The 22,316-nt window shown below is 53.0% G+C and carries 16 protein-coding genes and 7 tRNA genes; 8 read left to right on the forward strand and 15 right to left on the reverse strand.

Annotated features, from left to right (window positions below):
* From dapF to BQ8005_RS03345, 6 genes are all read left to right on the forward strand, one after another.
* Positions 1-307, forward strand: a 307-nt coding sequence (dapF, locus tag BQ8005_RS03320; RefSeq protein ID WP_075317041.1) for a diaminopimelate epimerase, incomplete at its 5' end; no start/stop codon positions are given.
* Between the two features lie 45 nt (positions 308-352).
* On the forward strand, positions 353-1,585 hold the full coding sequence (locus BQ8005_RS03325) for an LL-diaminopimelate aminotransferase (RefSeq protein ID WP_075317042.1): 1,233 nt from the start codon (positions 353-355) through the stop codon (positions 1,583-1,585).
* Between the two features lie 129 nt (positions 1,586-1,714).
* Positions 1,715-2,428 carry a TorF family putative porin gene (locus BQ8005_RS03330; protein ID WP_075317043.1) on the forward strand — a complete coding sequence of 238 codons (714 nt, stop codon included), beginning with the start codon at positions 1,715-1,717 and terminating at the stop codon, positions 2,426-2,428.
* A gap of 35 nt (positions 2,429-2,463) precedes the next feature.
* Positions 2,464-2,820, forward strand: a complete 357-nt coding sequence (locus BQ8005_RS03335) for a P-II family nitrogen regulator (RefSeq protein WP_021848271.1) — start codon at positions 2,464-2,466, stop codon at positions 2,818-2,820.
* 13 nt (positions 2,821-2,833) lie between these two features.
* On the forward strand, positions 2,834-4,201 hold the full coding sequence (locus tag BQ8005_RS03340) for an ammonium transporter (RefSeq protein ID WP_075317044.1): 1,368 nt from the start codon (positions 2,834-2,836) through the stop codon (positions 4,199-4,201).
* A gap of 107 nt (positions 4,202-4,308) precedes the next feature.
* Positions 4,309-6,498, forward strand: a complete 2,190-nt coding sequence (locus BQ8005_RS03345) for a glutamine synthetase III family protein (protein ID WP_021848273.1) — start codon at positions 4,309-4,311, stop codon at positions 6,496-6,498.
* 203 nt (positions 6,499-6,701) lie between these two features.
* On the opposite strand, the gene BQ8005_RS03350 is transcribed toward BQ8005_RS03345, so the two are convergent.
* The 8 genes from BQ8005_RS03350 to BQ8005_RS03385 form a co-directional block, all read right to left on the reverse strand.
* Positions 6,702-6,774, reverse strand: a tRNA-Gly gene (locus tag BQ8005_RS03350).
* Positions 6,775-6,797: 23 nt separating this feature from the next.
* Positions 6,798-6,879, reverse strand: a tRNA-Leu gene (locus tag BQ8005_RS03355).
* A 26-nt stretch (positions 6,880-6,905) separates the two neighbouring features.
* Positions 6,906-6,978 (reverse strand) — tRNA-Gly (locus BQ8005_RS03360).
* Between the two features lie 15 nt (positions 6,979-6,993).
* Positions 6,994-7,077, reverse strand: a tRNA-Leu gene (locus BQ8005_RS03365).
* Between the two features lie 37 nt (positions 7,078-7,114).
* Positions 7,115-7,199, reverse strand: a tRNA-Leu gene (locus tag BQ8005_RS03370).
* 24 nt (positions 7,200-7,223) lie between these two features.
* Positions 7,224-7,299: transfer RNA gene (locus BQ8005_RS03375), tRNA-Gly, on the reverse strand.
* 99 nt (positions 7,300-7,398) lie between these two features.
* Entirely contained in the window at positions 7,399-8,538 is a 1,140-nt protein-coding gene (gene nspC / locus BQ8005_RS03380; protein WP_075317045.1) for a carboxynorspermidine decarboxylase, read from the reverse strand.
* A 186-nt stretch (positions 8,539-8,724) separates the two neighbouring features.
* The gene (locus BQ8005_RS03385; RefSeq protein ID WP_075318891.1) at positions 8,725-11,076 is read right to left on the reverse strand and encodes an ATP-dependent helicase; all 2,352 of its coding nucleotides are present in this window, start codon (positions 11,074-11,076) and stop codon (positions 8,725-8,727) included.
* A 159-nt stretch (positions 11,077-11,235) separates the two neighbouring features.
* Here BQ8005_RS03385 and BQ8005_RS03390 point away from each other — a divergent pair, with 159 nt between their 5' ends.
* The gene (locus BQ8005_RS03390; protein ID WP_075317046.1) at positions 11,236-11,850 is read left to right on the forward strand and encodes a superoxide dismutase; all 615 of its coding nucleotides are present in this window, start codon (positions 11,236-11,238) and stop codon (positions 11,848-11,850) included.
* A 156-nt stretch (positions 11,851-12,006) separates the two neighbouring features.
* On the opposite strand, the gene BQ8005_RS03395 is transcribed toward BQ8005_RS03390, so the two are convergent.
* The 4 genes from BQ8005_RS03395 to BQ8005_RS03410 form a co-directional block, all read right to left on the reverse strand.
* A tRNA-Arg gene (locus tag BQ8005_RS03395) sits at positions 12,007-12,080 on the reverse strand.
* Positions 12,081-12,162: 82 nt separating this feature from the next.
* Positions 12,163-12,957: an AbgT family transporter gene (locus BQ8005_RS03400; RefSeq protein ID WP_075317047.1), complete on the reverse strand. Its 795-nt coding sequence runs from the start codon at positions 12,955-12,957 to the stop codon at positions 12,163-12,165.
* Positions 12,947-13,666: a DUF5932 domain-containing protein gene (locus BQ8005_RS03405; RefSeq protein WP_021846145.1), complete on the reverse strand. Its 720-nt coding sequence runs from the start codon at positions 13,664-13,666 to the stop codon at positions 12,947-12,949. The genes BQ8005_RS03400 and BQ8005_RS03405 overlap by 11 nt, the downstream gene beginning before the upstream one ends.
* Before the next feature lie 37 nt (positions 13,667-13,703).
* Positions 13,704-18,083, reverse strand: coding sequence for a DUF5113 domain-containing protein (locus BQ8005_RS03410; protein ID WP_407918934.1), 4,380 nt, complete (start codon positions 18,081-18,083; stop codon positions 13,704-13,706).
* Between the two features lie 225 nt (positions 18,084-18,308).
* Between BQ8005_RS03410 and BQ8005_RS03415 the strand changes: the two genes are divergently transcribed.
* Positions 18,309-19,247: a ribose-phosphate pyrophosphokinase gene (locus tag BQ8005_RS03415; RefSeq protein WP_075317049.1), complete on the forward strand. Its 939-nt coding sequence runs from the start codon at positions 18,309-18,311 to the stop codon at positions 19,245-19,247.
* Between the two features lie 93 nt (positions 19,248-19,340).
* Here BQ8005_RS03415 and BQ8005_RS03420 read toward each other — a convergent pair whose 3' ends face one another.
* The 3 genes from BQ8005_RS03420 to BQ8005_RS03430 form a co-directional block, all read right to left on the reverse strand.
* Complete coding sequence (locus BQ8005_RS03420; RefSeq protein WP_111936091.1) at positions 19,341-20,501, reverse strand: MORN repeat-containing protein; 1,161 nt, start codon at positions 20,499-20,501, stop codon at positions 19,341-19,343.
* Between the two features lie 88 nt (positions 20,502-20,589).
* Positions 20,590-21,879, reverse strand: coding sequence for a M16 family metallopeptidase (locus BQ8005_RS03425; RefSeq protein WP_075317050.1), 1,290 nt, complete (start codon positions 21,877-21,879; stop codon positions 20,590-20,592).
* 57 nt (positions 21,880-21,936) lie between these two features.
* Complete coding sequence (locus BQ8005_RS03430) at positions 21,937-22,311, reverse strand: 2-amino-4-hydroxy-6-hydroxymethyldihydropteridine diphosphokinase (protein WP_075317051.1); 375 nt, start codon at positions 22,309-22,311, stop codon at positions 21,937-21,939.
* Positions 22,312-22,316 lie beyond the last annotated feature (5 nt).

Here is a 22,316-nt window from a genome sequence, read left to right on the forward strand (position 1 = left end):
CCCCCGCCTCGAACGGCATCCCCAGTTTCCCGGCGGCATCAACGTGGAGTTTGCCCAAATCCTCTCCGGCGGACGCATACGGATGCGCGTCTGGGAGCGCGGTTCGGGCATCACGCAGGCCTGCGGCACGGGAGCCTGCGCCACCGCCGTAGCCGCCTCACTCGTCCGCCTGACGGAACGCACCGCGACCGTCGTCATGGACGGCGGCGAGGTGACCATCGAATGGCGCGAGTCCGACGGCCACGTCTACATGACCGGTGGCGCCGTAAAAGTCTTCGATGGCGAAATAGAATTGACCACCGAATAAGAAACAACAGACAACCCAAGAACAACCCAATAAAAGAACAACAATATGGCATTAGTAAACGAACATTTCCTGAAGCTGCCCGGCAGCTACCTCTTCTCCGACATCGCCAAGAAGGTGAACTCGTTCAAGATCACCCATCCCAAACAGGACGTCATCCGCCTGGGCATCGGCGACGTCACCCGCCCCTTGCCACCCGCCTGCATCGAAGCCATGCACAAGGCCGTGGACGAGATGGCAGACGCGAAGACCTTCCGCGGCTACGGCCCCGAACAGGGCTACGACTTCCTCATCGAGGCCATCTTGAAGAACGACTTCGCCCCACGCGGCGTCCACCTCTCGCCCGCCGAAATCTTCATCAACGACGGCGCCAAGAGCGACACGGGAAGCATCGGCGAACTGCTGCGCTGGGACAACAGCATGGCCATCACCGACCCCGTCTATCCGGTCTACGTGGACAGCAACATCATGTGCGGACGAGCTGGCGTGCTGGAGGAAGGCGGCACGTGGAGCAATGTCACCTACCTGCCCTGTACGGAAGAGAACGGCTTTGTGCCTGAACTGCCCAAGCACCGCGTAGACCTCATCTACCTGTGCTACCCTAACAACCCCACCGGCACCACCCTGACGCACGAACAGTTGAAGAAATGGGTGGACTACGCCCTGGCCAACGATACGCTCATCGTCTTCGACGCCGCCTACGAGGCCTATATCCACGAAGACAATGTGCCCCACTCCATCTACGAGATACGTGGCGCCAAAAAAGTGGCCATCGAAATCCGCAGCTTCTCGAAGACGGCAGGCTTCACCGGTGTCCGCTGCGGCTACACCGTGGTGCCCAAGGAACTGACCGCCGCCACGCTGGAAGGCGAACGCATCCCGCTGAACCAGCTGTGGAACCGCCGCCAGTGTACCAAATTCAACGGTACAAGCTACATCACCCAACGTGCCGCCGAAGCCATCTACACGCCCGAAGGCAAGCAGCAGGTGAAAGCCAACATCGACTATTATATGCAGAACGCCGCCACCATGCGGAAGAGCCTGGAGGCCGCCGGCCTGAAAGTGTACGGAGGTGTCAACGCCCCTTACCTCTGGCTAAAGACGCCGAATGGTATCGGTTCCTGGCGCTTCTTCGAACAAATGCTCTACGAAGCCAACGTGGTGGGCACGCCCGGCGTAGGCTTCGGCCCCAGTGGCGAAGGATTTCTCCGTCTGACCGCCTTTGGCACCCACGAAGACTGTGAAGAAGCCATGCGGCGTATCCGCAAATGGCTGGCATGAAAAAGAAGACAAGAAAATAAAAAGGGAAATAAGGTAAAAAAGGAAACAGGAAAGTGCACTGACTTGAGACAATAGCCGCCGGCCTGATCACCCGGCCCATCAGTTATCATCTTTAATAGGTATAAGCAAATGAAAACAAGGATCAATGCAAAAAGAGTGCTCATCATGGCACTTGTCACGACAAGTACGTCCACGGCCCTCACGGCACAGGATAAGATGGAAGCCTCGGCAGGCGCCGACATTGTCAGCAGCTACATCTGGCGAGGTACCGATTGTGGAGGAGTCAGCATCCAGCCCAACCTTTCGGTAGGCTATAAAGGATTATCACTGGCCGCCTGGGGATCCGTCGGCATCGACCGCAAAGACACCAAGGAACTGGACTTCACTCTGGGCTACTCGCACAAGGGATTCAGCGCTGCCGTCACTGACTATTGGTTCTTCCCCTCGGACGCAGACCTTCAGAAAGGCTACTTCAAGTACGGTGCCCACAACACACAGCATGTGTTCGAAGGGACCCTTGCCTATGACTTCGGCGTGATGGGAATAGCCTGGAACACCAACTTTGCCGGCAACGATTATTGCAACGCCGACGGCAAGCGTTCCTACTCCACTTACATCGCTCTGACAGCCCCCTTCAAATTGGGAGGTCTGGACTGGACAGCCGAAGTGGGACTCACTCCATGGGAAGGACTCTATGCCGACAAGTTCAACGTGACGAACCTCACACTGGCCGCAGCCAAGGAAATTCCGATTACATCGAAGTTTTCACTTCCGCTGTTTGCCCAGGTGACGTTCAACCCCTACACACAAGGTGCCTACTTCGTATTCGGACTGAGCTTATAAACACAAACAGGTAAAAAGATAAAGATAAGAAAGGTATGAAAAAGATTGAAGCAATTATCCGCAAAACCAAGTTCAAGGATGTGAAGGAAGCCCTCCTCGAAGCGGACATCGAATGGTTCTCCTACTACGACGTAAGAGGAATCGGCAAATCCAGACAGGCCCGCATCTATCGCGGCGTGATGTACGACACCAGTTCCATCGAACGTATCCTCGTCTCCATCGTGGTACGCGACAAGAACGTAGAAAAGACCGTAAAGGCCATCCAGAATGCCGCATGGACAGGCGAAATAGGCGACGGACGTATCTTCATCGTTCCCATCGAGGACGCCATACGCATCCGCACCGCCGAACGTGGCGACATCGCATTATTTAACGCAGAACAAGAAAAATAAAACTCACAGACGTATGAAAACTCTCATTATCCGCAGCCTTCCGAGACTGCGTACAGCCCTCCTTATATCCTTACTGTTGACGGGTACAACAGCTTTTGCCGAGGAAGCGAACGCAACCGCTACGGCAGACACGCTGGCCGAAATGGCCACTGGTATAGACACTGTCTGGATGCTGCTGGCCGCCATGCTTGTATTCTTCATGCAGCCGGGTTTCGCCCTGGTCGAAGCCGGCTTCACCCGCACCAAAAACACAGGTAACATCTTGATGAAAAACTTCGTCGATTTCATGTTAGGCTCCCTACTCTTCTGGTTCATCGGCTTTGGTCTGATGTTTGGAGCCGGAGGTTTCGTGGGTGTGCCTCACTTCTTCGATATCTCGTTCCTCGACACCCAGTTGCCACGCGAAGGTTTCCTGATCTTTCAGACTGTGTTCTGTGCCACATCGGCCACCATTGTGTCGGGTGCCATGGCCGAACGCACTAAATTCTCTATGTACGTGGTCTATACCATCGCCATCAGCGTACTGATCTATCCCATCTCAGGCCACTGGACCTGGGGAGGAGGCTGGCTGACAAACGGTGAAATCGATTCTTTCATGATGGACGTTTTCGGTACCACATTCCATGACTTTGCAGGTTCTACAGTGGTTCACTCTGTAGGAGGTTGGATAGCTCTCGTAGGCGCCGCTATCCTCGGACCACGCATCGGAAAGTATGGCAAGGACGGCAATTCCAAAGCTATCCCCGGCCACAACCTCACCATAGCTGCCCTAGGTGTTTTTATCCTGTGGTTCGGATGGTTCGGCTTTAACCCCGGTTCCCAACTGGCCGCCTCTACAACCGCTGATCAGATCGCGATCTCACACGTCTTCCTGACAACCAACCTGGCTGCCTGTGCCGGAGGTTTTGCCGCCCTCGTCACCAGCTGGATCAAATATCGCAAACCATCACTCTCACTCACACTGAACGGTATCTTGGCAGGTCTTGTAGGAGTTACAGCCGGTTGTGACTGTGTATCAGCAGGAGGTGCAGCTATCATCGGACTTATTTGTGGCGTACTGATGATTTATGCTGTAGAGTTTATCGACAAAGTCCTGAAGATTGACGACCCCGTCGGTGCCAGTTCCGTACACGGCGTCTGCGGATTTACGGGCACCGTACTGACCGGTCTGTTCTCCACCAGCGAAGGAGTCTTTTATGGAGCAGGCTGGGGTTTCTTCGGAGCCCAGCTGTTCGGAGCTTTGGTCGTAGGAGCATGGGCAGCCTTGATGGGATACATCATCTTCACCGTACTCAACAAGATACACGGCCTACGCGTTCCGGCACGTGTCGAAGAAGAAGGACTCGACATCTACGAACACGGAGAATCGGCCTACAACTAAAGTCAACAAACCCCACTGACCAACAAACACTGATAATCAATGAAAGTTGTCAGCGGAACTAACAAAAGATAACTATACTCATATTCAAACCAATAAAGAAAAAGATTATGTCAAAACTGAGATTCAGAGTAGTGGAAACGGCCTTCAAGAAGAAGCCCGTTCCTGTAGAAATCCCTAAGGAACGTCCGTCGGAATACTTCGGCAAATATGTGTTCAACAAGGAAAAAATGTTCCGTTATTTACCCAGTAAAGTATATGCCAAACTGGTGGACGTCATCGACAATGGTGCGCCACTGGACCGTAGCATTGCTGACGAAGTGGCCGCAGGAATGAAGAAATGGGCCATCGAAATGGGAGCCACTCACTACACCCACTGGTTCCACCCGCTGACCGAAGGTACGGCCGAGAAGCACGATGCCTTCGTAGAACACGACGGTAAGGGCGGCATGATGGAGGAATTCACCGGTAAGCTGCTCGTACAGCAGGAGCCTGACGCCTCCAGTTTCCCCAACGGCGGTATCCGCAATACCTTCGAGGCACGCGGCTACTCGGCTTGGGACCCCTCTTCACCCGCTTTCATCGTGGACGATACCCTGTGTATCCCTACCATCTTCATTGCTTACACAGGCGAATCTCTCGACTACAAGGCACCGCTTTTGAAAGCCCTGCGTGCCGTCAATAAAGCAGCTACCGACGTCTGCCATTACTTCGACCCCGAAGTAAAGAAAGTAAATGCCTATCTAGGTTGGGAACAAGAATACTTCCTCGTAGATGAAGGTCTCTACGCCGCCCGTCCCGACCTGCTGATGACCGGACGTACGCTGACTGGCCACGACTCAGCAAAGAACCAACAGTTGGAAGATCATTACTTCGGTGCCATTCCCCCGCGTGTGGCTGCCTTCATGAAGGAACTCGAAATTGAAGCCTTAAAGCTGGGTATTCCCGTCAAGACACGTCACAACGAAGTGGCTCCCAACCAATTTGAGTTGGCCCCCATTTACGAGGAATGTAATCTGGCCGTAGACCACAATATGCTCATCATGGCTTTGATGCGTAAGATTGCGCGCAACCATGGTTTCCGCGTCCTGCTCCACGAGAAACCCTTCAAGGGCGTTAACGGTAGTGGAAAGCACAACAACTGGTCATTGGGTACCGATACGGGTGTATTGCTCATGGCTCCAGGCAAGACAGCCGAAGAGAACCTGCGCTTCATTACCTTCATCGTGAACACACTGATGGCTGTCTACCGCCACAACGGCCTGCTGAAGGCCAGCATCTCCAGTGCCACTAATGCACACCGTCTGGGCGCCAACGAGGCACCGCCCGCAATCATTTCTTCTTTCCTCGGCAAACAACTTTCACAAGTACTGGCCCACATTGAAGAAAGCGACAAGGACGAACTCATCAGCCTAAGCGGCAAACAGGGGATGAAACTGGATATTCCACAAATTCCCGAACTGCTCATTGATAACACTGACCGTAACCGTACCAGTCCTTTCGCCTTTACTGGCAACCGCTTCGAGTTCCGTGCTGTCGGTTCGGAAGCCAACTGTGCCAGTGCCATGATAGCTCTCAACGCTGCCCTGGCCGAACAGCTGACTGACTTCAAGCGCGACGTAGACGCCCTCATCGAGCAGGGTGAAGACAAAGTGTCGGCCATTCTCGACGTCATCCGCCGAGATCTCAAGATCTGCAAGCCCATCCATTTTGATGGCAATGGATACAGTGATGAATGGAAAGCCGAAGCCGCCCGCCGCGGACTGGACTGCGAAACGAGTGTGCCCGTCATTTTCGACAATTATCTGAAGGAAGACAGCATCGCCATGTTCGAAAAGACAGGCGTCATGACACGCAAGGAACTGGAAGCTCGCAACGAAGTAAAGTGGGAAATGTATACCAAGAAGATACAGATTGAAGCACGCGTCCTGGGCGACCTGGCCATGAACCACATCATTCCCGTTGCCACCCAGTACCAAACAGAACTGGTAGACAACGTCTACAAGATGAACGGACTCTTCCCTAAGGAGAAGGCAACCAAATTATCGGCCAAAAACCTGGAACTCATCGAAGAGATTGCCGATCGCACCGCCTTTATCAAGGAACACGTTGACGCCATGATTGAAGCACGCAAAGTAGCTAATAAACTAGATAATGAGCGTGCCAAAGCAGTGGCCTACCACGACTACATCGTACCAATGATGGAAGAGATACGCTACCACATCGACAAGCTCGAATTGATTGTCGACAACCAGATGTGGACATTACCCAAATACAGAGAGCTGCTGTTTATCCGATAAGAAAGAAAATAAATTTCTTTTATTGGTTGTTTTAAATAAGCAAGGGGAAGACGGCCGTGAGGCTACCTTCCCCTTTTCAGTTATTAAAATGTATTGCCAAAATAAGGTCAGTTCCAGTACTACAAACGTCAACTTCAGCATTACAAACGTCAACTTTAAGAAAACAAAAAAGAGGTCCGATAAAAATCAGACCTCTTTCTATGAGCGGAAAACGAGACTCGAACTCGCGACCCCAACCTTGGCAAGGTTGTGCTCTACCAACTGAGCTATTTCCGCAATTGCCTAACTTAAAATCTGTGTGCCCAGAACAGGACTCGAACCTGCATGCCTTTCGACACACGCACCTGAAACGTGCGCGTCTACCAATTCCGCCACCTGGGCATTTGTCTCGGCAATCTTTACTTTAGAGCGGAAAACGAGACTCGAACTCGCGACCCCAACCTTGGCAAGGTTGTGCTCTACCAACTGAGCTATTTCCGCAATTTTCAAGATGCGTGAAGAGAAGGAGACTCGAACTCCCACGACATAATTGTCACTACCCCCTCAAAGTAGCGCGTCTACCAATTCCGCCATCTCTCCAAACATTTCAAACTTTCAAAGAACCGATTACAAAACCTGGTGCCCAGAACAGGACTCGAACCTGCATGCCTCTCGACACACGCACCTGAAACGTGCGCGTCTACCAATTCCGCCACCTGGGCATTGGTTTGTTGCAATCATTTCAATGGAGCGGAAAACGAGACTCGAACTCGCGACCCCAACCTTGGCAAGGTTGTGCTCTACCAACTGAGCTATTTCCGCGTTTGCGGTTGCAAAGGTAGGTATTTTCTGCAAACCTGCAAACATTCCAGCTACTTTTTTTGCCAAATAATTTCAAGCTGAAAGGCAGCTTTTTGATTATCAGCTCATTCTGTCACGATAATCTTCGTAAGAAAATTGTTTGAAAACCTTGGCCTCCCCCTTTTGGGTCCACATTCCGATGGCCGGATGGTGGATTCCGTTGAACATATTGGTCTTGACGGTGGTGTAATGGATCATGTCCTCAAATACAATCCGCTCGCCAATCTGCAGTTCGTGGTCGAAACTCCAATCGCCCATATAGTCACCACTCAGGCAGGAATTGCCGCCCAGACGATAAACATAGAGGCCTTCCTTACCCATCTGTGCACCACGTACGGCAGGCTGGTAAGGCATCTCCAGGCAGTCGGGCATGTGGCAGGTGAAGCTCACGTTCAGAATAGCGGTGCGGATGCCACGGTTCTCCACGATGTCCACCACCTCGGACGTCAATACGCCCGTCTGCCACGTGAAGGCCGAGCCAGGTTCAAGAATGATGCGCAGGTTGGGATAACGCTTCCTAAGGCCCTGTAGCAAGCCGATGAGGTGCTCCACGTCGTAGTCCTTGCGGGTCATCAAGTGACCGCCGCCCAGATTGAGCCACTTCAGCTGGGGGAACCAGCGGGCAAACTTCTCTTCCAGGTGCACCAGCGTGCGCTCCAGCTCGTAGGACGACGATTCGCAATGGCAATGGCAGTGGAACCCCTCAATGCCCTGCGGCAGGCGGTCGGGCAGCTGCTCGGCCATCACGCCGAAGCGGGTGCCGGGAGCGCAGGGATTGTAGAGTTCGGTCTCCACCTCCGAATACTCGGGGTTCACGCGGATGCCGCACGAGATGCCGCTCCCTTCTGCCTCCACCATCGGATAGAAACGATGGAACTGCGACAGAGAGTTGAACGTGATATGGCTGCTGCAACGCATGATTTCAGGAAAGTCGGCTTCGGTATAGGCTGGCGAATAGGTATGCGCCTTGCTTCCGAACTCCTCGAGCGCCAGACGCGCCTCGTAGACGGAGCTGGCCGTGGAGTGTTCGATGTACTCGCGGAAGATAGGGAACGAACGCCACATGGCAAACGACTTGAAGGCGAGGATGATTTCCACACCCGCACGGTCGGCCACGCTCTTGATGAGCGTCAGGTTCTTGCGCAACAACTCTTCTTCCATAATGTAGCAGGGAGAAGGGAAAAGGGTAAAGTCTATCATGTATCTGTCTTTAATTAATATTCTTGTAAAACATTTCTATTATTGCTATTCAAACCATTCATTTATTCCGCCCGAAAGCGGCCCTCTGCCGTCAGAAACCAGGCAATGTTTTGCCTCAAAGAAAGCAATGTTTTCGGGTAAAGAAAACAATGTTTTCCTCCCAAAGAAGCAATGCTTTTCCACGGCTCATCCGATGACCTTGAAGCGAGCAAAGCGCAAGAGTAACTGTTTCTCGCCCGCATGTTCGAAGCGGATGGTGGCTTTGGCATTGTCGCCCGCGCCTTCCACCCGCAGCACCTCGCCGCGGCCGAAGCGTTCGTGCTCGATCAGTTGCCCTGCCTGCAGGCCTTCTCCACCCGACGGAGCCGGAGCGGCACCCGTCACGGCTTCCACCCGCTTCAGCTTGCGGGGCACGGTGGGCGCAATGAGCGGTTCGCGCGAGAACTTCCGTTCGCCTGCAGGCGATGAAGCCGATGTGCCATACTGGGAACGCGTGGCAGAATGGAACAAGTCGTCCGACGAACGGCGGAAGCGTTCGGCTCCCTCGTCCACCCGCCGGCCCAACAGGGAGTTCTGCGGCAGGCTCAGGTAGCGGGCGTCGATGTCGTGCAGGAAGCGGCTGGGACTGCCGAACTCGGTCTTGCCGTAGCGCATGCGCGTCTTGGCATACGACAGGAAGCAGTGTTCCTCGGCTCGGGTGATGGCCACATAGAACAGGCGGCGCTCCTCCTCGAGGGCACGGGGCGAGTCACCTGCCATCGCGCTGGGAAAAAGGTTCTCCTCCAGCCCCACCACGAAGACGTTGCGGAATTCCAACCCCTTGGCCGAATGGACGGTCATCAGCGTTATCTTCTCGCCGTCGTCGTCCTTGTCCGAGTCCTGGTCGGTGAGCAGCGACACTTCGGAGAGGAAGTCGCCCAGGGCGATGCGTTCGTTGCCCTCCTCCAGCCGCTCAGCGCAGAAGTCCTTCAGGCCGTTCATCAGTTCCTCGATGTTCTCCTTTCGGCTGAGGTTTTCGGGCGAATTGTCCTGACAGACGTCGTTGATAATGCCTGCCTGCCGCACGATGTCCTCGCCCAGCTCGCTGGCATTCTTCCGCCCCAAGTCTTCCATAAAGGAAGCTATCAGGTCGCGGAAGCCCTGAAGCTTGCCCGCCGTGCCCTTGTTGAAGTTCAGGCCGTAGGTCAGCGGCTCGCAGAGAACGGTCCACAGGCTGACGTTGTTCTCCGTGGCCGCGGCCACAATCTTGCCCACCGTCGTGTCGCCGATGCCGCGGGCCGGATAGTTGATGACACGCTTGAAGGCTTCCTCGTCGTTGGGATTGGCCACGAGGCGGAAGTAGGCTATCACGTCCTTGATTTCCTTGCGCTGGTAGAAGGACAGGCCGCCGTAGATGCGGTAGGGCATGTTGCGCTTGCGCAGGGCCTCCTCGAAGATGCGGCTCTGGGCATTGGTGCGGTAGAGCACGGCAAAGTCGGCATATCCATAGCCCGACTGGCGGCGCAGGGCGGCTATCTTGTTCACCACCATCTCGCCCTCCTCCACGTCGCTGTAAGCCTGGAGGACACCGATGGGCTCGCCGAGGTCTTTCTCGGAAAACACATCCTTGTGTATCTGCCGCTGGTTCTTGCTGATCAGGCTGTTGGCGGCGGACACGATGGTCTGTGTGGAGCGGTAGTTCTGCTCTAGCTTGAAGACGCGTGTACCTGGATAGGTCTTGGTGAAGTAGAGGATATTGTCGATGTCGGCTCCGCGGAAGGAATAGATGCTTTGCGCATCGTCGCCCACCACGCAGACGTGCTGGTGGTTCTTGGCCAGCTGGAGCACGATGCTATGCTGGGCCACATTCGTGTCCTGATACTCGTCCACAAGAATGTAGCGGAACTGCTCTTGGTAGCGGGCCAGCACGTCGGGATGGTCACGAAAGAGCAGAAAAGTATAGAACAGCAGGTCGTCGAAGTCCATCGCGTCGGCCTGGCGGCAACGCTCCCAGTAGCGGCGATAGACGTCGCGCAGAGCAGGTACCTTGGCCGCGCAGTCGTACTCATACGCTTCCTTGTTGCGGGCATAGTCGGCAGGCGACACGAGGTGGTTCTTCGCGTTGGAGATGCGCGACTGGATCAGCCCCGGCTTGTACACCTTTTCGTCGAGTTGCATCTCTTTGACAATGGAGCGTATCAGGCTCTTGCTGTCGGCCGTGTCGTAGATGGTGAACTGACGTGTGAAGCCCAGCACGTCGGCCTCGGCATGCAGGATGCGCAGGAAGAGGCTGTGGAACGTTCCCATCCACAACCAGCGTGCCCGTTCGGGGCCCACCTGCCGTCCGATGCGCGTTTTCATCTCGCGCGCCGCCTTGTTCGTAAAGGTCAGGGCCAGGATGTTCCACGGCTGGTAACCGTTCTCCAGCAGCCAGGCTATCTTATAGGTCAGCACGCGGGTCTTCCCCGAGCCCGCCCCCGCTATCACCAGCGAGGGGCCGTCGTTGTAGAGCACAGCGGCCCGCTGGCTCTCGTTCAGTTCGTTGATATAGTCGGACATCATCAGTCTGTTTTTTCCTTATTATATAATGCGATGCAAAGATAATGCAAAGATATGGAAAAGCCACGAACATTTTTCCTGCCGAAGTGTTGTTATTACAAAGCATTCTCCGTATCTTTGTTATCAAGGACAAAAAATCAACCTTTTAAAATACTACGTATGACACTAATCACATTAATCACAGCACTTATGATGTTCAACATGCCCACACTTCCTTATGCCCACAACGCATTGGAACCTGTAATCAGTCAGGCCACTATCGACTTCCACTACGGGAAGCATCTGCAAACCTATGTGAACAACCTGAACAACCTCGTGCCGGGTACGGCTTTCGAAGGCAAAACGCTCGAAGAAATCGTGGCTACTGCCCCCGACGGCCCCGTGTTCAACAATGCCGGACAGGTACTGAACCACACGTTCTACTTCCTCCAGTTCGCCCCCTCTCCTGCCCGTCACGAACCTGAAGGTCCCCTGGCCGACGCCATCCGCCGCGACTTCGGCAGTTTCGACAACTTCAAGAAAGAATTTACAGCAGCCGCCACCAGCCTCTTCGGCTCTGGATGGGCCTGGCTCTCGGCCGACAAGGATGGCAAACTGCACATCACGAAGGAAGCCAACGGCAGCAATCCACTCCGTGCGGGCCTCACGCCCCTGCTCACCTTCGACGTATGGGAGCATGCCTACTATCTGGATTACCAGAATCGTCGTGCCGACCATCTACAAGCACTGTGGAGTATCATCGACTGGCCAACAGTAGAAGAACGATTTAAATAATAGCTGAAAGCTGTTACACTAAACAAAAAACATTGGCTGCCTCAATCTGTTTTGAGACAGCCAATACTTTTTTTATCATCTTCCAAAGAATGTCTAGAAACAAAAAAGGAAGTCTAAAACCTGTAATTATCAGTGTTTTAATGACTTCCTTCTTTGTGATTCCGTTGCGATTCGAACGCAAGACCCACGCCTTAGAAGGGCGTTGCTCTATCCAGCTGAGCTACGGAACCAGCCTTAATTGCGGTGCAAAGGTAGTTCTTTTTGTCGAAACTGCAAAAAAATAGGAGTAAAACTTCAGAGAAAACATAAAATTCATTGTTTGTCCCTGCTGAAATAGTACCAGCAGACAACCAATAAGGGGATATATTGTATCAAAAAGGACACAATCTGCTGTCCTTGCCACCCCCAGTTGGCCAGTATCCATCCGCTGATACAAGTATCCAAACGAGAATAATCCAAGCAAGCGAACATCTGAGAGGCGAAAAAGCAGACGACCAGATAGAGAACCATGAATCGAGACAGGTACAACATCCCATTCACGACATCATAGTCACGCCGATAACGGCCGCTGATAAAGCCATAACACGTCCCCATCAATACTGCTCCCATTGCAAACAAGAACGAAAAGCCATCTACAAAGGGGGAACGAACCAATCCCCCATCAATGCCACGCAATACCGCCCACGGAGAGAAGGTTGCAAACAATACAATGATCCAATAGACAATCCCTACCAAGATGGAATTCTGTAGAGCCCTCCGCTCTTTGCGTGACAATTGGCGGCATTCGCTTGTCCGATGGCAATAAGACCATCCCCATTTCCGCATACACGCATCTGCCCAACCTGAATGCAAGCATACACTTACACCAGCCACAACCAGCAGGACAGGCCCCAATGCTCTGAACTCCACATAATTCTCTACGACATGGCGCAAAAGCCAGCGCAAACCTTCGGGACTCAGCAGACTTCGGACACGAATGACCTCTCCCGTTTCTGAGCGCACAATGTTCATGCCATAGACTTCTGAAATCCATGACAAAAACACGACCAGACATGCCAACAGAAAGAATACGGTAGCTGGGTGCCAGATGTATCGCTTACTCTTCATCCGCTTCCAAATTGTCTATATCAAGTATCCTCAACTCCAAAGCACGTACAACCAGACGGGTAGCATTCACACTCCCTCCTTCGTTGTGTGGGAAAAGGCGACCTACCAAATCGTTCTGACGCTTTTCCAACGACTTCACGCCAAACGGCATTCCCTTCAGATTGGCAATCATCTCTTTGGTGTAGCCTAGTGCCAGATGGCGCAAGAAACGTTCGTCATACTCGTCAATGTCGTAGCTGATGATGGCTTCCTGACGCTTGGCCTCGTTCAGCACCGAACGGCGGAATCGCTCTACAATCTTCTCCAGAATAGGATAATTGAAAACCAGTTTCTTACCGTCCATTACCGCCTGCACGTCTGTTTTTGTCAGCAGTTCGCCTGTCTTCAGGATGATTCCATCGGCTCCTGCATCCAGCACATCCACCCACAACTTTTCATTCAAGATTTCGCCTGTGAATATCAATACATGCACGCCCGGATACTTGCGAAAGATGTTTCGACAGATATCAACCCCGATTGTTGTGGAACCTCCCAGCCCCAAATCGAGCAATACCAGATCGGGCAGTTCCTTCTCCATCAGCGGCCAAAATTCCTGTTCTGTCATGGCGGTACCGATCACCTCCGCATCAGGAATCTCATGGCGGAAAATTTCTTCCGTTCCCTTCAACTCCAACTTTACATCTTCTACTATGATTACTTTATATTTCATCGTATCTATCGTTTTATAAATTCCTTATTTCTTTTTCCTATTTGCAAGGTACTGTAAAATAGAGCGTAAATCCCCGACCATCTCGGGCAGGCTCCGCATTGATGCGACAGCCACGCCGCCCTGCATATTCGTCATGGTCGCGGACAATCTGCTTGCACATCAGGTATTCTGTCCCTTGCAAGCGCCCGTCCCTGCCAGAAGTCATCCGCTCCAGGTTCGGATAGAACAAATGGTTCAATTCGTCCTGCGTCTTCCCACGTCGGGTATCTGTAAAGCAGAAGCGGACAAACCTTCCATCCGCACTTGCCTGAAGACGCAATTCTCCACTCGCAGGCACTGACAAGGCTTCGTCTATCAGGTTTTCGAACAAAAAATGCAACTGATGGACATCGCCCACTACCTGCCCTTCTGCCTCGCCCTCTATGGTCAGCGTGACTGACGCCCGACTATCTTTCACTGCCCTACGGAAGTATTTTTCAGCCGACTTTAGAAGTTCTGCCACAGGGATGACCATCCGTCGGAAAGTCACCTCTTCCAACTGGCGCGAAGCGCAGGAACTGAGCAACGTAAATATGCCTCGATAGTATTCGACCAATTCCTTGATATCTTTGACGGTTTCTTCTTCGCCAGCTGCATCCAAGGTCTGCGAACGGAGTCTTCCGACCAACTGTTTTATCCTATTCGGATAGTAAAGCGTCTCGTGCTTGATGGTAGACAGGCAGTTGTCCAGCACCATATTTTGCACATGCAGCTGGCTGTCTTCATAGGAAGCTCTCCGCGCCTCGTCCTCCGCCAGCTCGATATCGCGGTATTTGGTAGCCAATTTCACCACTGCATTGAAAAGCACGATGGACAGATAGCGCGCCATCAGTTCCAGCAGCAACTGGTCGCTTTCCTGTTCCATGCCCTGCCTGCGCTCCAAATGCAGAACGCCGATACAGCGCTTGGCCCCTCCTGCCTCCACCATCAGCGGCAGCATTTGTGTGTTTGAGGAAAACAGTGTTTTCTGCTCCTCAAAGCACTGTTTTATCAGTCGTATCTCTATGCTTTCGTCACCTCTTGCCCCACGAGGGCTACATGCATAATCCCAATGACGCGCATCTTCATTGTAGATCGCAATGCCCAAACGGTCGATGCCGACAAGTTCGTTGACGGCATGAAAAGTTTCATCCACAATCCGCTGGGGGATCAACTCCAAGCCCTCTTCCTCGCTTCCTGCCTCACGAGGAGTCATGCGCGAGGCTTTGAACACCAGACTGTCTATCTCGAGCACCTGCTCCAGGTTCCAACGATCGACCAACCGCTTGCGGAAGTAAAGGAAATAATATCCCAACGCCAAAACGAAGAAAAGAAAGACCGTCAGCCAAATGCCTACCATGCGGTTGCTGGCCGATCGCTCCAACTGGCGGCAATAGTCTTCCAGCGACTGGTCCTCGCCCAGCAATTTGTAGAGGGCCGTATAGGCATCGTTGTTGTACCGATAGGCATCCCAGCGCTTCAACGCCATAAAGGCCACCGCCGCCTCGTTGCGAATGTCCAATATCACATGGTAGTCCGTATCGAACCAGGCATTCCACCATTGCAACTCTGCCGCACTGCCCTCGCCCTCCAATGTCATCGGCACGTCGACACGCCCATCGCCATATCTGTCGGCATGCTCGTTCAGGCACCACATGGCGGAATCGACATACGCCAACGTCTGCTCGTATTGGCGGTCGATGTTGCTATAGTAGGCCGCATTGGCATAGTCTGACGCCCACAGTAACAGCTCGTCGTAGGCCCCATCCTCGATTTGCGACAGAGAGTCCTGCCCAACGACCGACAATGAATCAACCGCCTGCTTCGTCCCTGCCTGCGTATTTCCTCCCTCGCACGACACCAGCCCTGCTGACAACACTATCACAAGCAACGCCAGTGCTTTTCTCGCCCCTACAGGCAGGCGGAAGTAGAAACGGCTCCCCTTGCCCAGCTCGCTCTCGACACCCAACTTACACACGCTGAAAAGCGCATTCGTCTTCCGATATTTTTCGATGATTCCCTTGCAGTTCATCAATCCGAAACCACTGCCCTTGCTCTCCTTCAGCTCGTCGCGGTCGTCGGCATCGTTCATGCCAATGGCTTTCGGATCGTATATCTTTTCTTCGGTCAGACAGAGGACATCTTCCTTCGACAATCCACGCCCTGTATCCTCCACCGAGATTTCCACATAATCCCCACAACTTCCAGCATATACTTTCACGTGTCCTCCCTGCGGCGTATACTTGCGTGCGTTCTCTACCATTGTATTCAGCATAAACAAGGTCAGTGCCCGATCGGCTTTCACACAAGCGTCGGTAGGCACTACCTCGAACGTCTGCCTACGCATTTCGAACACACGTCTGCCTTTACCCAACAACGTAAAAAGGTCGTTGAGTTCGAAGTTCTCCACATGGAGGCTCAGCGCTCCCTGCTTCATCTTGATCCACAGGGCCAGGATGTCATTGTATTCATTGATGGTCGTCACCAGTTCGTCCATATACTGGTACTTCTCCGCTCGGACTTCTGCCTGACTGACAAGCCCCTTGCGCGTCAGCTTGTCCGCCTCGTTGGCCAAACGATCTATATAAGGATAAATGCCATTGACAATAGCCAGGCAGGCTTTCTTCTCCAGATTGCGCCGCTTGTTGTCGGCTATGTGCCGCTCGTAGACGTAGCGTTGTTTCTCCAGCCTACGCCGTTCGTCACCCAAGGTGATGGTAGCCATGCCGTTCTCCAATGCCCATTGCACATAGGGGTTCAGTATCTTCCATGCAGCCATCTGATCGCGCCCCATTTGCAGATGCGGAAACGCCAGCCTGCGATCTTCGATACAGAAATCTTTTGTACCAAAAAGTTTCTCTACATCGTCGGCTATGGCACGACAGATGGCATCGGCCACTTCCTCCTCTGCCTGGGCATCGGTAGGGATAGAAGCGGTTATCTTCTGGCCCACATCCAGCAAGAGCTGCAACCGTCGCAGATGCTCCTTGTTGCGTGCCTTCGAACGCCGATTGAAGAACCAGAAGAAGACAAGCACGGCTATGATACCTGCTACTACCACCAGCGACCACAAGTTCAGCTGGCGCACGCCTTTCTCCAAAGCCTCGTAGCGGCTTTCCAGCTCTTTGTCCTGACGGGTATCGTCCAAGATATCCAGATAAATATTGCGGTTATAATCCGAACATTCCTTCCTGCCCAGCCCGGCATAGGACACACTGAGCTGCTCGCGGATGCGCGAGATCCATTCGGGTACAGTCTTCAGCTTATGCTTCATCCAGCCCTGCTCTACAGGGATGGCATCACGACGGTCGAACATTTTCAGAAAATCAAGACTATCCTCCGCATGACAATAGCGCTGGTGATGCCTGTTCACATAGTCAAGCGCTACCTGCAACGTATCCAACGCCTCCTCGTAGCGTCCATGTTCGTTCAGATAGCACCCTATCGACACGTAAGTGCCTGCAAGCTGGTAAATATCACCATACTGAGCAAACTTCTGTAGAGCAAGCTGTCCCAATCGCATGGGAAGAAGCGTGTCTACAGGCAGCCCAAACCTCTCCAAGGCATGCCCACGATGGGTGCGGAAGAGTTCATAGGACTCAGGCGAAGCCATCAGCCCTGCCAGCCCCTGAATGCCTGTCGCTTCAAAATAAAGATAATCTGTATGCGACGCACCCAGCCAGGTGGCATACAATTCATCAAACTCACGCAAACTTCGCTCCTCCATCGTCTGGCTGTCCACAAGTCCTGCCATGCCACGGAGGTAATGATATTGGAGCCATTGGCTGGTATCTGCTGCCAAAGTGGTCACTTCGGGCACACGACTGATGCATTCCAACGCTTCGGAACGTTGCTGTAGATAATAGTAATAGACAGCCGACACCAGGTAAAACTCCGCACGGGCATATTCCAGCCGCTTGCGCCCACGCCCTTCGGCAAAGAGCGCATCGTCCTCGGCAATGCGGTTCAGGCGGCGCAGGGCACTGATGCGATAGTCATAAAACTCCTTGTTCATGGCCGTACGCTGATAGACCCTCATCAAGCCGATATCGGCCACCAGCAGTTCCAACTCGTTCTGCGTCTGGTCGCGGACGGACAAATACAACTCTTCTGCCTTCTCGTAATCCATCTGCATGAAGGCATGAAAAGCCAGATTGTTGCAAGCTTCGGCTTTGCCCGACCGATAGAAGCGAACACTTTGCGACGCCTGCTCTGCCGCCTCGTACAGCGAATCGAGGTTCTTGTAACGAAAGCTGTATGCAGCCCGGTTCAGCGAGTCTACCCGATGCACTTCTGCACGCGGAGCCATGCCTGTACACGAAGCCATTACCCCACACATCACTAGCAAACAGCTCCACACCGATAGTTTCCTATGTCGTCCGAACATTCTTTTCTGCATAGAAACAAAGCTACGAATAAAATCCATAATAACCTTGCAGGAAAGCAAAGAAAAAACGTTTATTATCATTACACAAAGCCTGGCAAAGGAATAGCCATCCTTCCAGACATCGGAAGGAAAAAAGGGCACATTACATTTTTGTAACAGAAGTCTTGGGGGAAATCGGCAAGAAATACCTACCTTTGCAGAAGTTTAACAAAATAGGTAACTTCTATTAATAATACAATGAGCGAAAAAGCACCTTTTTTGGTATTCTCAGGAACAAACTCGAGATACCTTGCAGAGAAAATCTGCGCAAGCCTGAATTGCCCGCTGGGACAAATGAACATCACCCACTTTGCCGATGGTGAGTTCGCCGTTTCTTACGAGGAATCCATCCGCGGAGCAAATGTTTTTCTGGTTCAGTCCACTTTCCCCAACTCGGACAACCTGATGGAACTGTTGCTGATGATTGACGCTGCCAAGCGCGCATCTGCCAAGACCATCAATGCCGTTGTGCCTTACTTCGGCTGGGCCCGTCAGGACAGAAAAGACAAGCCACGTGTTTCCATCGGCGCCAAGCTGGTAGCCGACCTGCTCTCTGTAGCCGGTATCGACCGTCTGATCACGATGGACCTGCATGCTGACCAGATCCAAGGTTTCTTCGACATTCCTGTAGACCACCTGTATGCATCGGCCGTATTCTTGCCCTACATCCAGTCGCTCAAGCTGGAAGACTTGGTTATTGCTACGCCCGACGTAGGAGGTTCGAAGCGTGCCAGCACGTTCTCCAAATACCTGGGTGTACCCCTGGTACTTTGCAACAAGTCGCGCGAGAAAGCCAACGAGGTTGCTTCCATGCAGATCATCGGTGACGTAAAAGACAAGAACGTTGTCCTGGTAGACGACATCGTGGACACGGCAGGCACCATCACCAAAGCAGCCGACATCATGCTGGCCGCAGGCGCCAAGTCCGTACGTGCTATTGCCAGCCATTGCGTAATGTCCGATCCTGCTTCGTTCCGCGTACAAGAGTCAGGTCTGACAGAGATGGTATTTACCGACAGTATCCCCTACTCCAAGAAATGTGCGAAAGTAAAACAGCTCAGCATCGCCGACATGTTTGCCGAAACCATCAGACGAGTAGTGAACAACGAATCTATCAGCTCACAATATCTGATCTAAACTGATACGAACAGTCAACAAAAATAATAAAGGGCTGCATCCTTCTTCTATCGTATGGATGCAGCCCTTTCTATTTTGTCTTATCGTTAAGAATCAGTTGTTGGGAGCAATACGTCCCATCTTGTAGGTTATCTGGCGGATCAACTTACCATTCTTGTCTTTCTCTACAAAGAGGCCGTTTTTCTTGCCTTGCTTGAAGACGCCTTCAGCCGTATTTCCATCTTTGTCCGTCTGAATGCCTTTTCCTTCCTCCAATCCGTTGACAAATCCGCCTTCGTAGCGTGTTCCGTCCGCCATCTTCAGCTTCCCTTGTCCGTCGAACTGATTGTGTTTCCATTCGCCCTCGTAAGAGTCGCCGTTGTTCCACTTGTAGACACCATAGCCGTTTCGTTCGTTGTCAGCCCAATCGCCGTCGTAGACAGCACCATTGGCCCACGTGAATGTTCCCTTGCCATGCTGACGGCCGTTCATGAAACCACCCACGTACTTGTCGCCGTTGGCATGGATGTAGATGCCTTCGCCTGTACGCTCACCCTGCACGTAGGAACCTTCGTAGCGGTCGCCCGTGTGGAAGGTATAGATACCCTTTCCGTGCTGCATGTCTTCCTTCCATTCGCCCGTATATTTATCGCCGTTGGCATATTCGAAGGTACCTTCACCACTACGGAAATCGTCCTTCCAATGGCCTTCGTAACGGCTACCGTCGTTCCATACGAGGGTTCCAGTTCCGTTCTTCTTGTCGTTCTTCCACGAACCTGTGTACTTCGAACCGTTTTTCCACGTGTAGGAACCTTGTCCTTCGCGCTTGTCGTTCTGCCAGTTTCCTTCGTAGACGTCGCCGTTGTAGTAGTACATGGTGCCCTCGCCGCTTTGGAAGTCCTGATACCACATGCCTTCATAGCGGTTGTTGTTCAGGAAATAGTAGATACCCTTTCCATGCTGCTGGTCCTGATACCATTGTCCTTCGTAGCGTTCGCCGTCAGAGAAGGTATAGACGCCATATCCCTGACGCTTGCCTTTCTCGTACTCGCCCTCGTAGGTATCGCCCGACTTGAATACGGTTTTTCCTTTTCCACTCGGCTTGCGGCCTTTCATCTCGCCGTTGTAGACAGAGCCGTCCTTGAAGGTATAGGTACCGATCTTTACTTCCGAAGAAAGCGATCCTTTCAACTTGCTGAAGAAGCCTCCTTCGCTCTGCGCCACAGCCCCTTGGGAGAGACAGGCGCATACAAGTGCTATATATAGACAGTTTATTTTCATGCTGACAATCTCTTTACTTTTATACAACTCAACTCACAAAGGTACAATTTATCCCCGACAGCGGAAAATGCCCTCTTGCTTTTTAGGACATTTTTTTACCCGATACCACTTCTTTTAAATTCTCTTTGCAAAAATATTTTTGTGCCAGATGAAGCAGTTCCTCAGCCGTCACCTGACTGATGGCTTCCTGCACTTCTCCAAAATAAGTAGCCGGCAGACGGGAGGTCTGAAGATAAATCCAGGCATCGGACAGGGAGAAGGCCGACTCGTAGTTGCGGCACAGCTCGCCCAGCATGTAGTTCTTCACCATGGAGAGTTCTTCGTCACCCACAGGCTCATGGCAGAGGCAGTCCATCTCGCGATATACTTCGTCGATGAGGGGCTCCACATACTCGTTGGCCGTCTCGGAAGAGATGAACAGCACGCTGCTGCCCGGACAGGAGACAAGTCCTGCGGAAATGCCGTAGGTGTAGCCTTTCTCCTCGCGGATGTTCGACATCAGGCGGCTGCCGAAGTATCCTCCAAAGACAGTGACCAACACACGCAGTTTCTGATAGTCGGGATGGTGGCAGGGAATGGTCAGCATGCCCATCCTGACGGCACTCTGCATGGCATCGGGGCGTTCGACGAACACACGGCGGACGTCTGCGGGAGTAGGTTCAAAATGCACGCGCTCGGTCTGACGGGCAGAAGCGCCAAAATGTCCCGTCCCAAAGCAGGTTTCCAACCGCCGCAAGCAGTCGTCCGTCACCTTGCCGGCCACGTATATCGAGCAGTTGGCCGCATGGTAGTGGCGGTTGTAGAAATCACGCAACACGTCGGACGTGATGCGGCGATAGTCGGCTTCGCCCACCATCCGACCGCTGGGATGTCCTGCGCCATAGAGGTTTTCCATCAACCCGCGATGCGCCAGGAAGTCCACCTTCTGCATATTCACCTTGAACTGCTGGACGTTGTTCTCCACCACCGTGGCCAGCTCGTCGTCGGGGAAAAGCGGCTCCTTGACCAGGCTCTCCAGCACGTCGAGCGTCTGGGGCAGGTATTTGTTGAGCGAATAGAGGGTGACAAAGGCATGCTCCGATGCGCTCGAGAGGTCGAGCCACGCACCATAGTAATCCAGCCGTTCGGCTATCTGGGCGGCAGTATAGCGGCGTGTGCCTTCGCGCAGCATGCGGTTGGTGAACAGTGCCTGCAAGGGTTGGCTCTGATGCCAACGGCCGCCTGCCATCAGGATGTCGATGCGCACCACCTCGTTATCGCCTGCATTGAGCACATTGAGGGCGACTCCGTTGGGCAGTGTCATGCGTTCGGGCGCCTGCACCTTCAGGTGTTCAGGCTTTTTTATTTCGGGTTGGAGAGTTCTGTCTATCATTTCTTGAATTGAAAATTGAGAATTGAAAATGGAAAATCATCCATAACCAATTATCCACTATCCATTATTCATTAGTTCTTTCAGCCCCTGGCAAACGTAGCCGCGCTCCATATCGGCAGGCTTCAGCACACGGCCGTCGCACGACAGGAGGTCGATGTCCAGCCGCACAATCTCGCGCGACTTGTCCTCGGGCACACGGCCTGCCTCGCGCTCGATGGCTTTCAGACAGGCACGCACCTCGTCGGCGCAGAGGTCGGAATGGAAGCAAGCCACCTGGTTGGAGAACCGGCAGGGACGATGCAGGTACAAGGGAGCGGTCTCTTCTTCGCAGGAGAAGCGGATGTCGGCAAAGAGTTCCGACAAGCGCCTGCGCGCCAGAAGCATGTTCTGACGGCGGCCTTCGTTGCTACCGATGCTCACCAGGTACTCCATCGCGG

This window comes from Bacteroides togonis (assembly GCF_900130135.1).
GTDB lineage: Bacteria > Bacteroidota > Bacteroidia > Bacteroidales > Bacteroidaceae > Bacteroides > Bacteroides pullorum.

Bases quoted from the DNA above. Each gene is read 5' to 3' on its own strand.
- BQ8005_RS03325 (WP_075317042.1), top strand. From the start codon at position 353: ATGGCATTAGTAAACGAACATTTCCTGAAGCTGCCCGGCAGCTACCTC.
- BQ8005_RS03330 (WP_075317043.1), top strand. From the start codon at position 1,715: ATGAAAACAAGGATCAATGCAAAAAGAGTGCTCATCATGGCACTTGTC.
- BQ8005_RS03335 (WP_021848271.1), top strand. From the start codon at position 2,464: ATGAAAAAGATTGAAGCAATTATCCGCAAAACCAAGTTCAAGGATGTG.
- BQ8005_RS03340 (WP_075317044.1), top strand. From the start codon at position 2,834: ATGAAAACTCTCATTATCCGCAGCCTTCCGAGACTGCGTACAGCCCTC.
- BQ8005_RS03345 (WP_021848273.1), top strand. From the start codon at position 4,309: ATGTCAAAACTGAGATTCAGAGTAGTGGAAACGGCCTTCAAGAAGAAG.
- nspC (WP_075317045.1), bottom strand. From the start codon at position 8,538: ATGATAGACTTTACCCTTTTCCCTTCTCCCTGCTACATTATGGAAGAA.
- BQ8005_RS03385 (WP_075318891.1), bottom strand. From the start codon at position 11,076: ATGTCCGACTATATCAACGAACTGAACGAGAGCCAGCGGGCCGCTGTG.
- BQ8005_RS03390 (WP_075317046.1), top strand. From the start codon at position 11,236: ATGACACTAATCACATTAATCACAGCACTTATGATGTTCAACATGCCC.
- BQ8005_RS03400 (WP_075317047.1), bottom strand. From the start codon at position 12,957: ATGAAGAGTAAGCGATACATCTGGCACCCAGCTACCGTATTCTTTCTG.
- BQ8005_RS03405 (WP_021846145.1), bottom strand. From the start codon at position 13,666: ATGAAATATAAAGTAATCATAGTAGAAGATGTAAAGTTGGAGTTGAAG.
- BQ8005_RS03410 (WP_407918934.1), bottom strand. From the start codon at position 18,083: ATGCAGAAAAGAATGTTCGGACGACATAGGAAACTATCGGTGTGGAGC.
- BQ8005_RS03415 (WP_075317049.1), top strand. From the start codon at position 18,309: ATGAGCGAAAAAGCACCTTTTTTGGTATTCTCAGGAACAAACTCGAGA.
- BQ8005_RS03425 (WP_075317050.1), bottom strand. From the start codon at position 21,879: ATGATAGACAGAACTCTCCAACCCGAAATAAAAAAGCCTGAACACCTG.
- BQ8005_RS03430 (WP_075317051.1), bottom strand. From the start codon at position 22,311: ATGGAGTACCTGGTGAGCATCGGTAGCAACGAAGGCCGCCGTCAGAAC.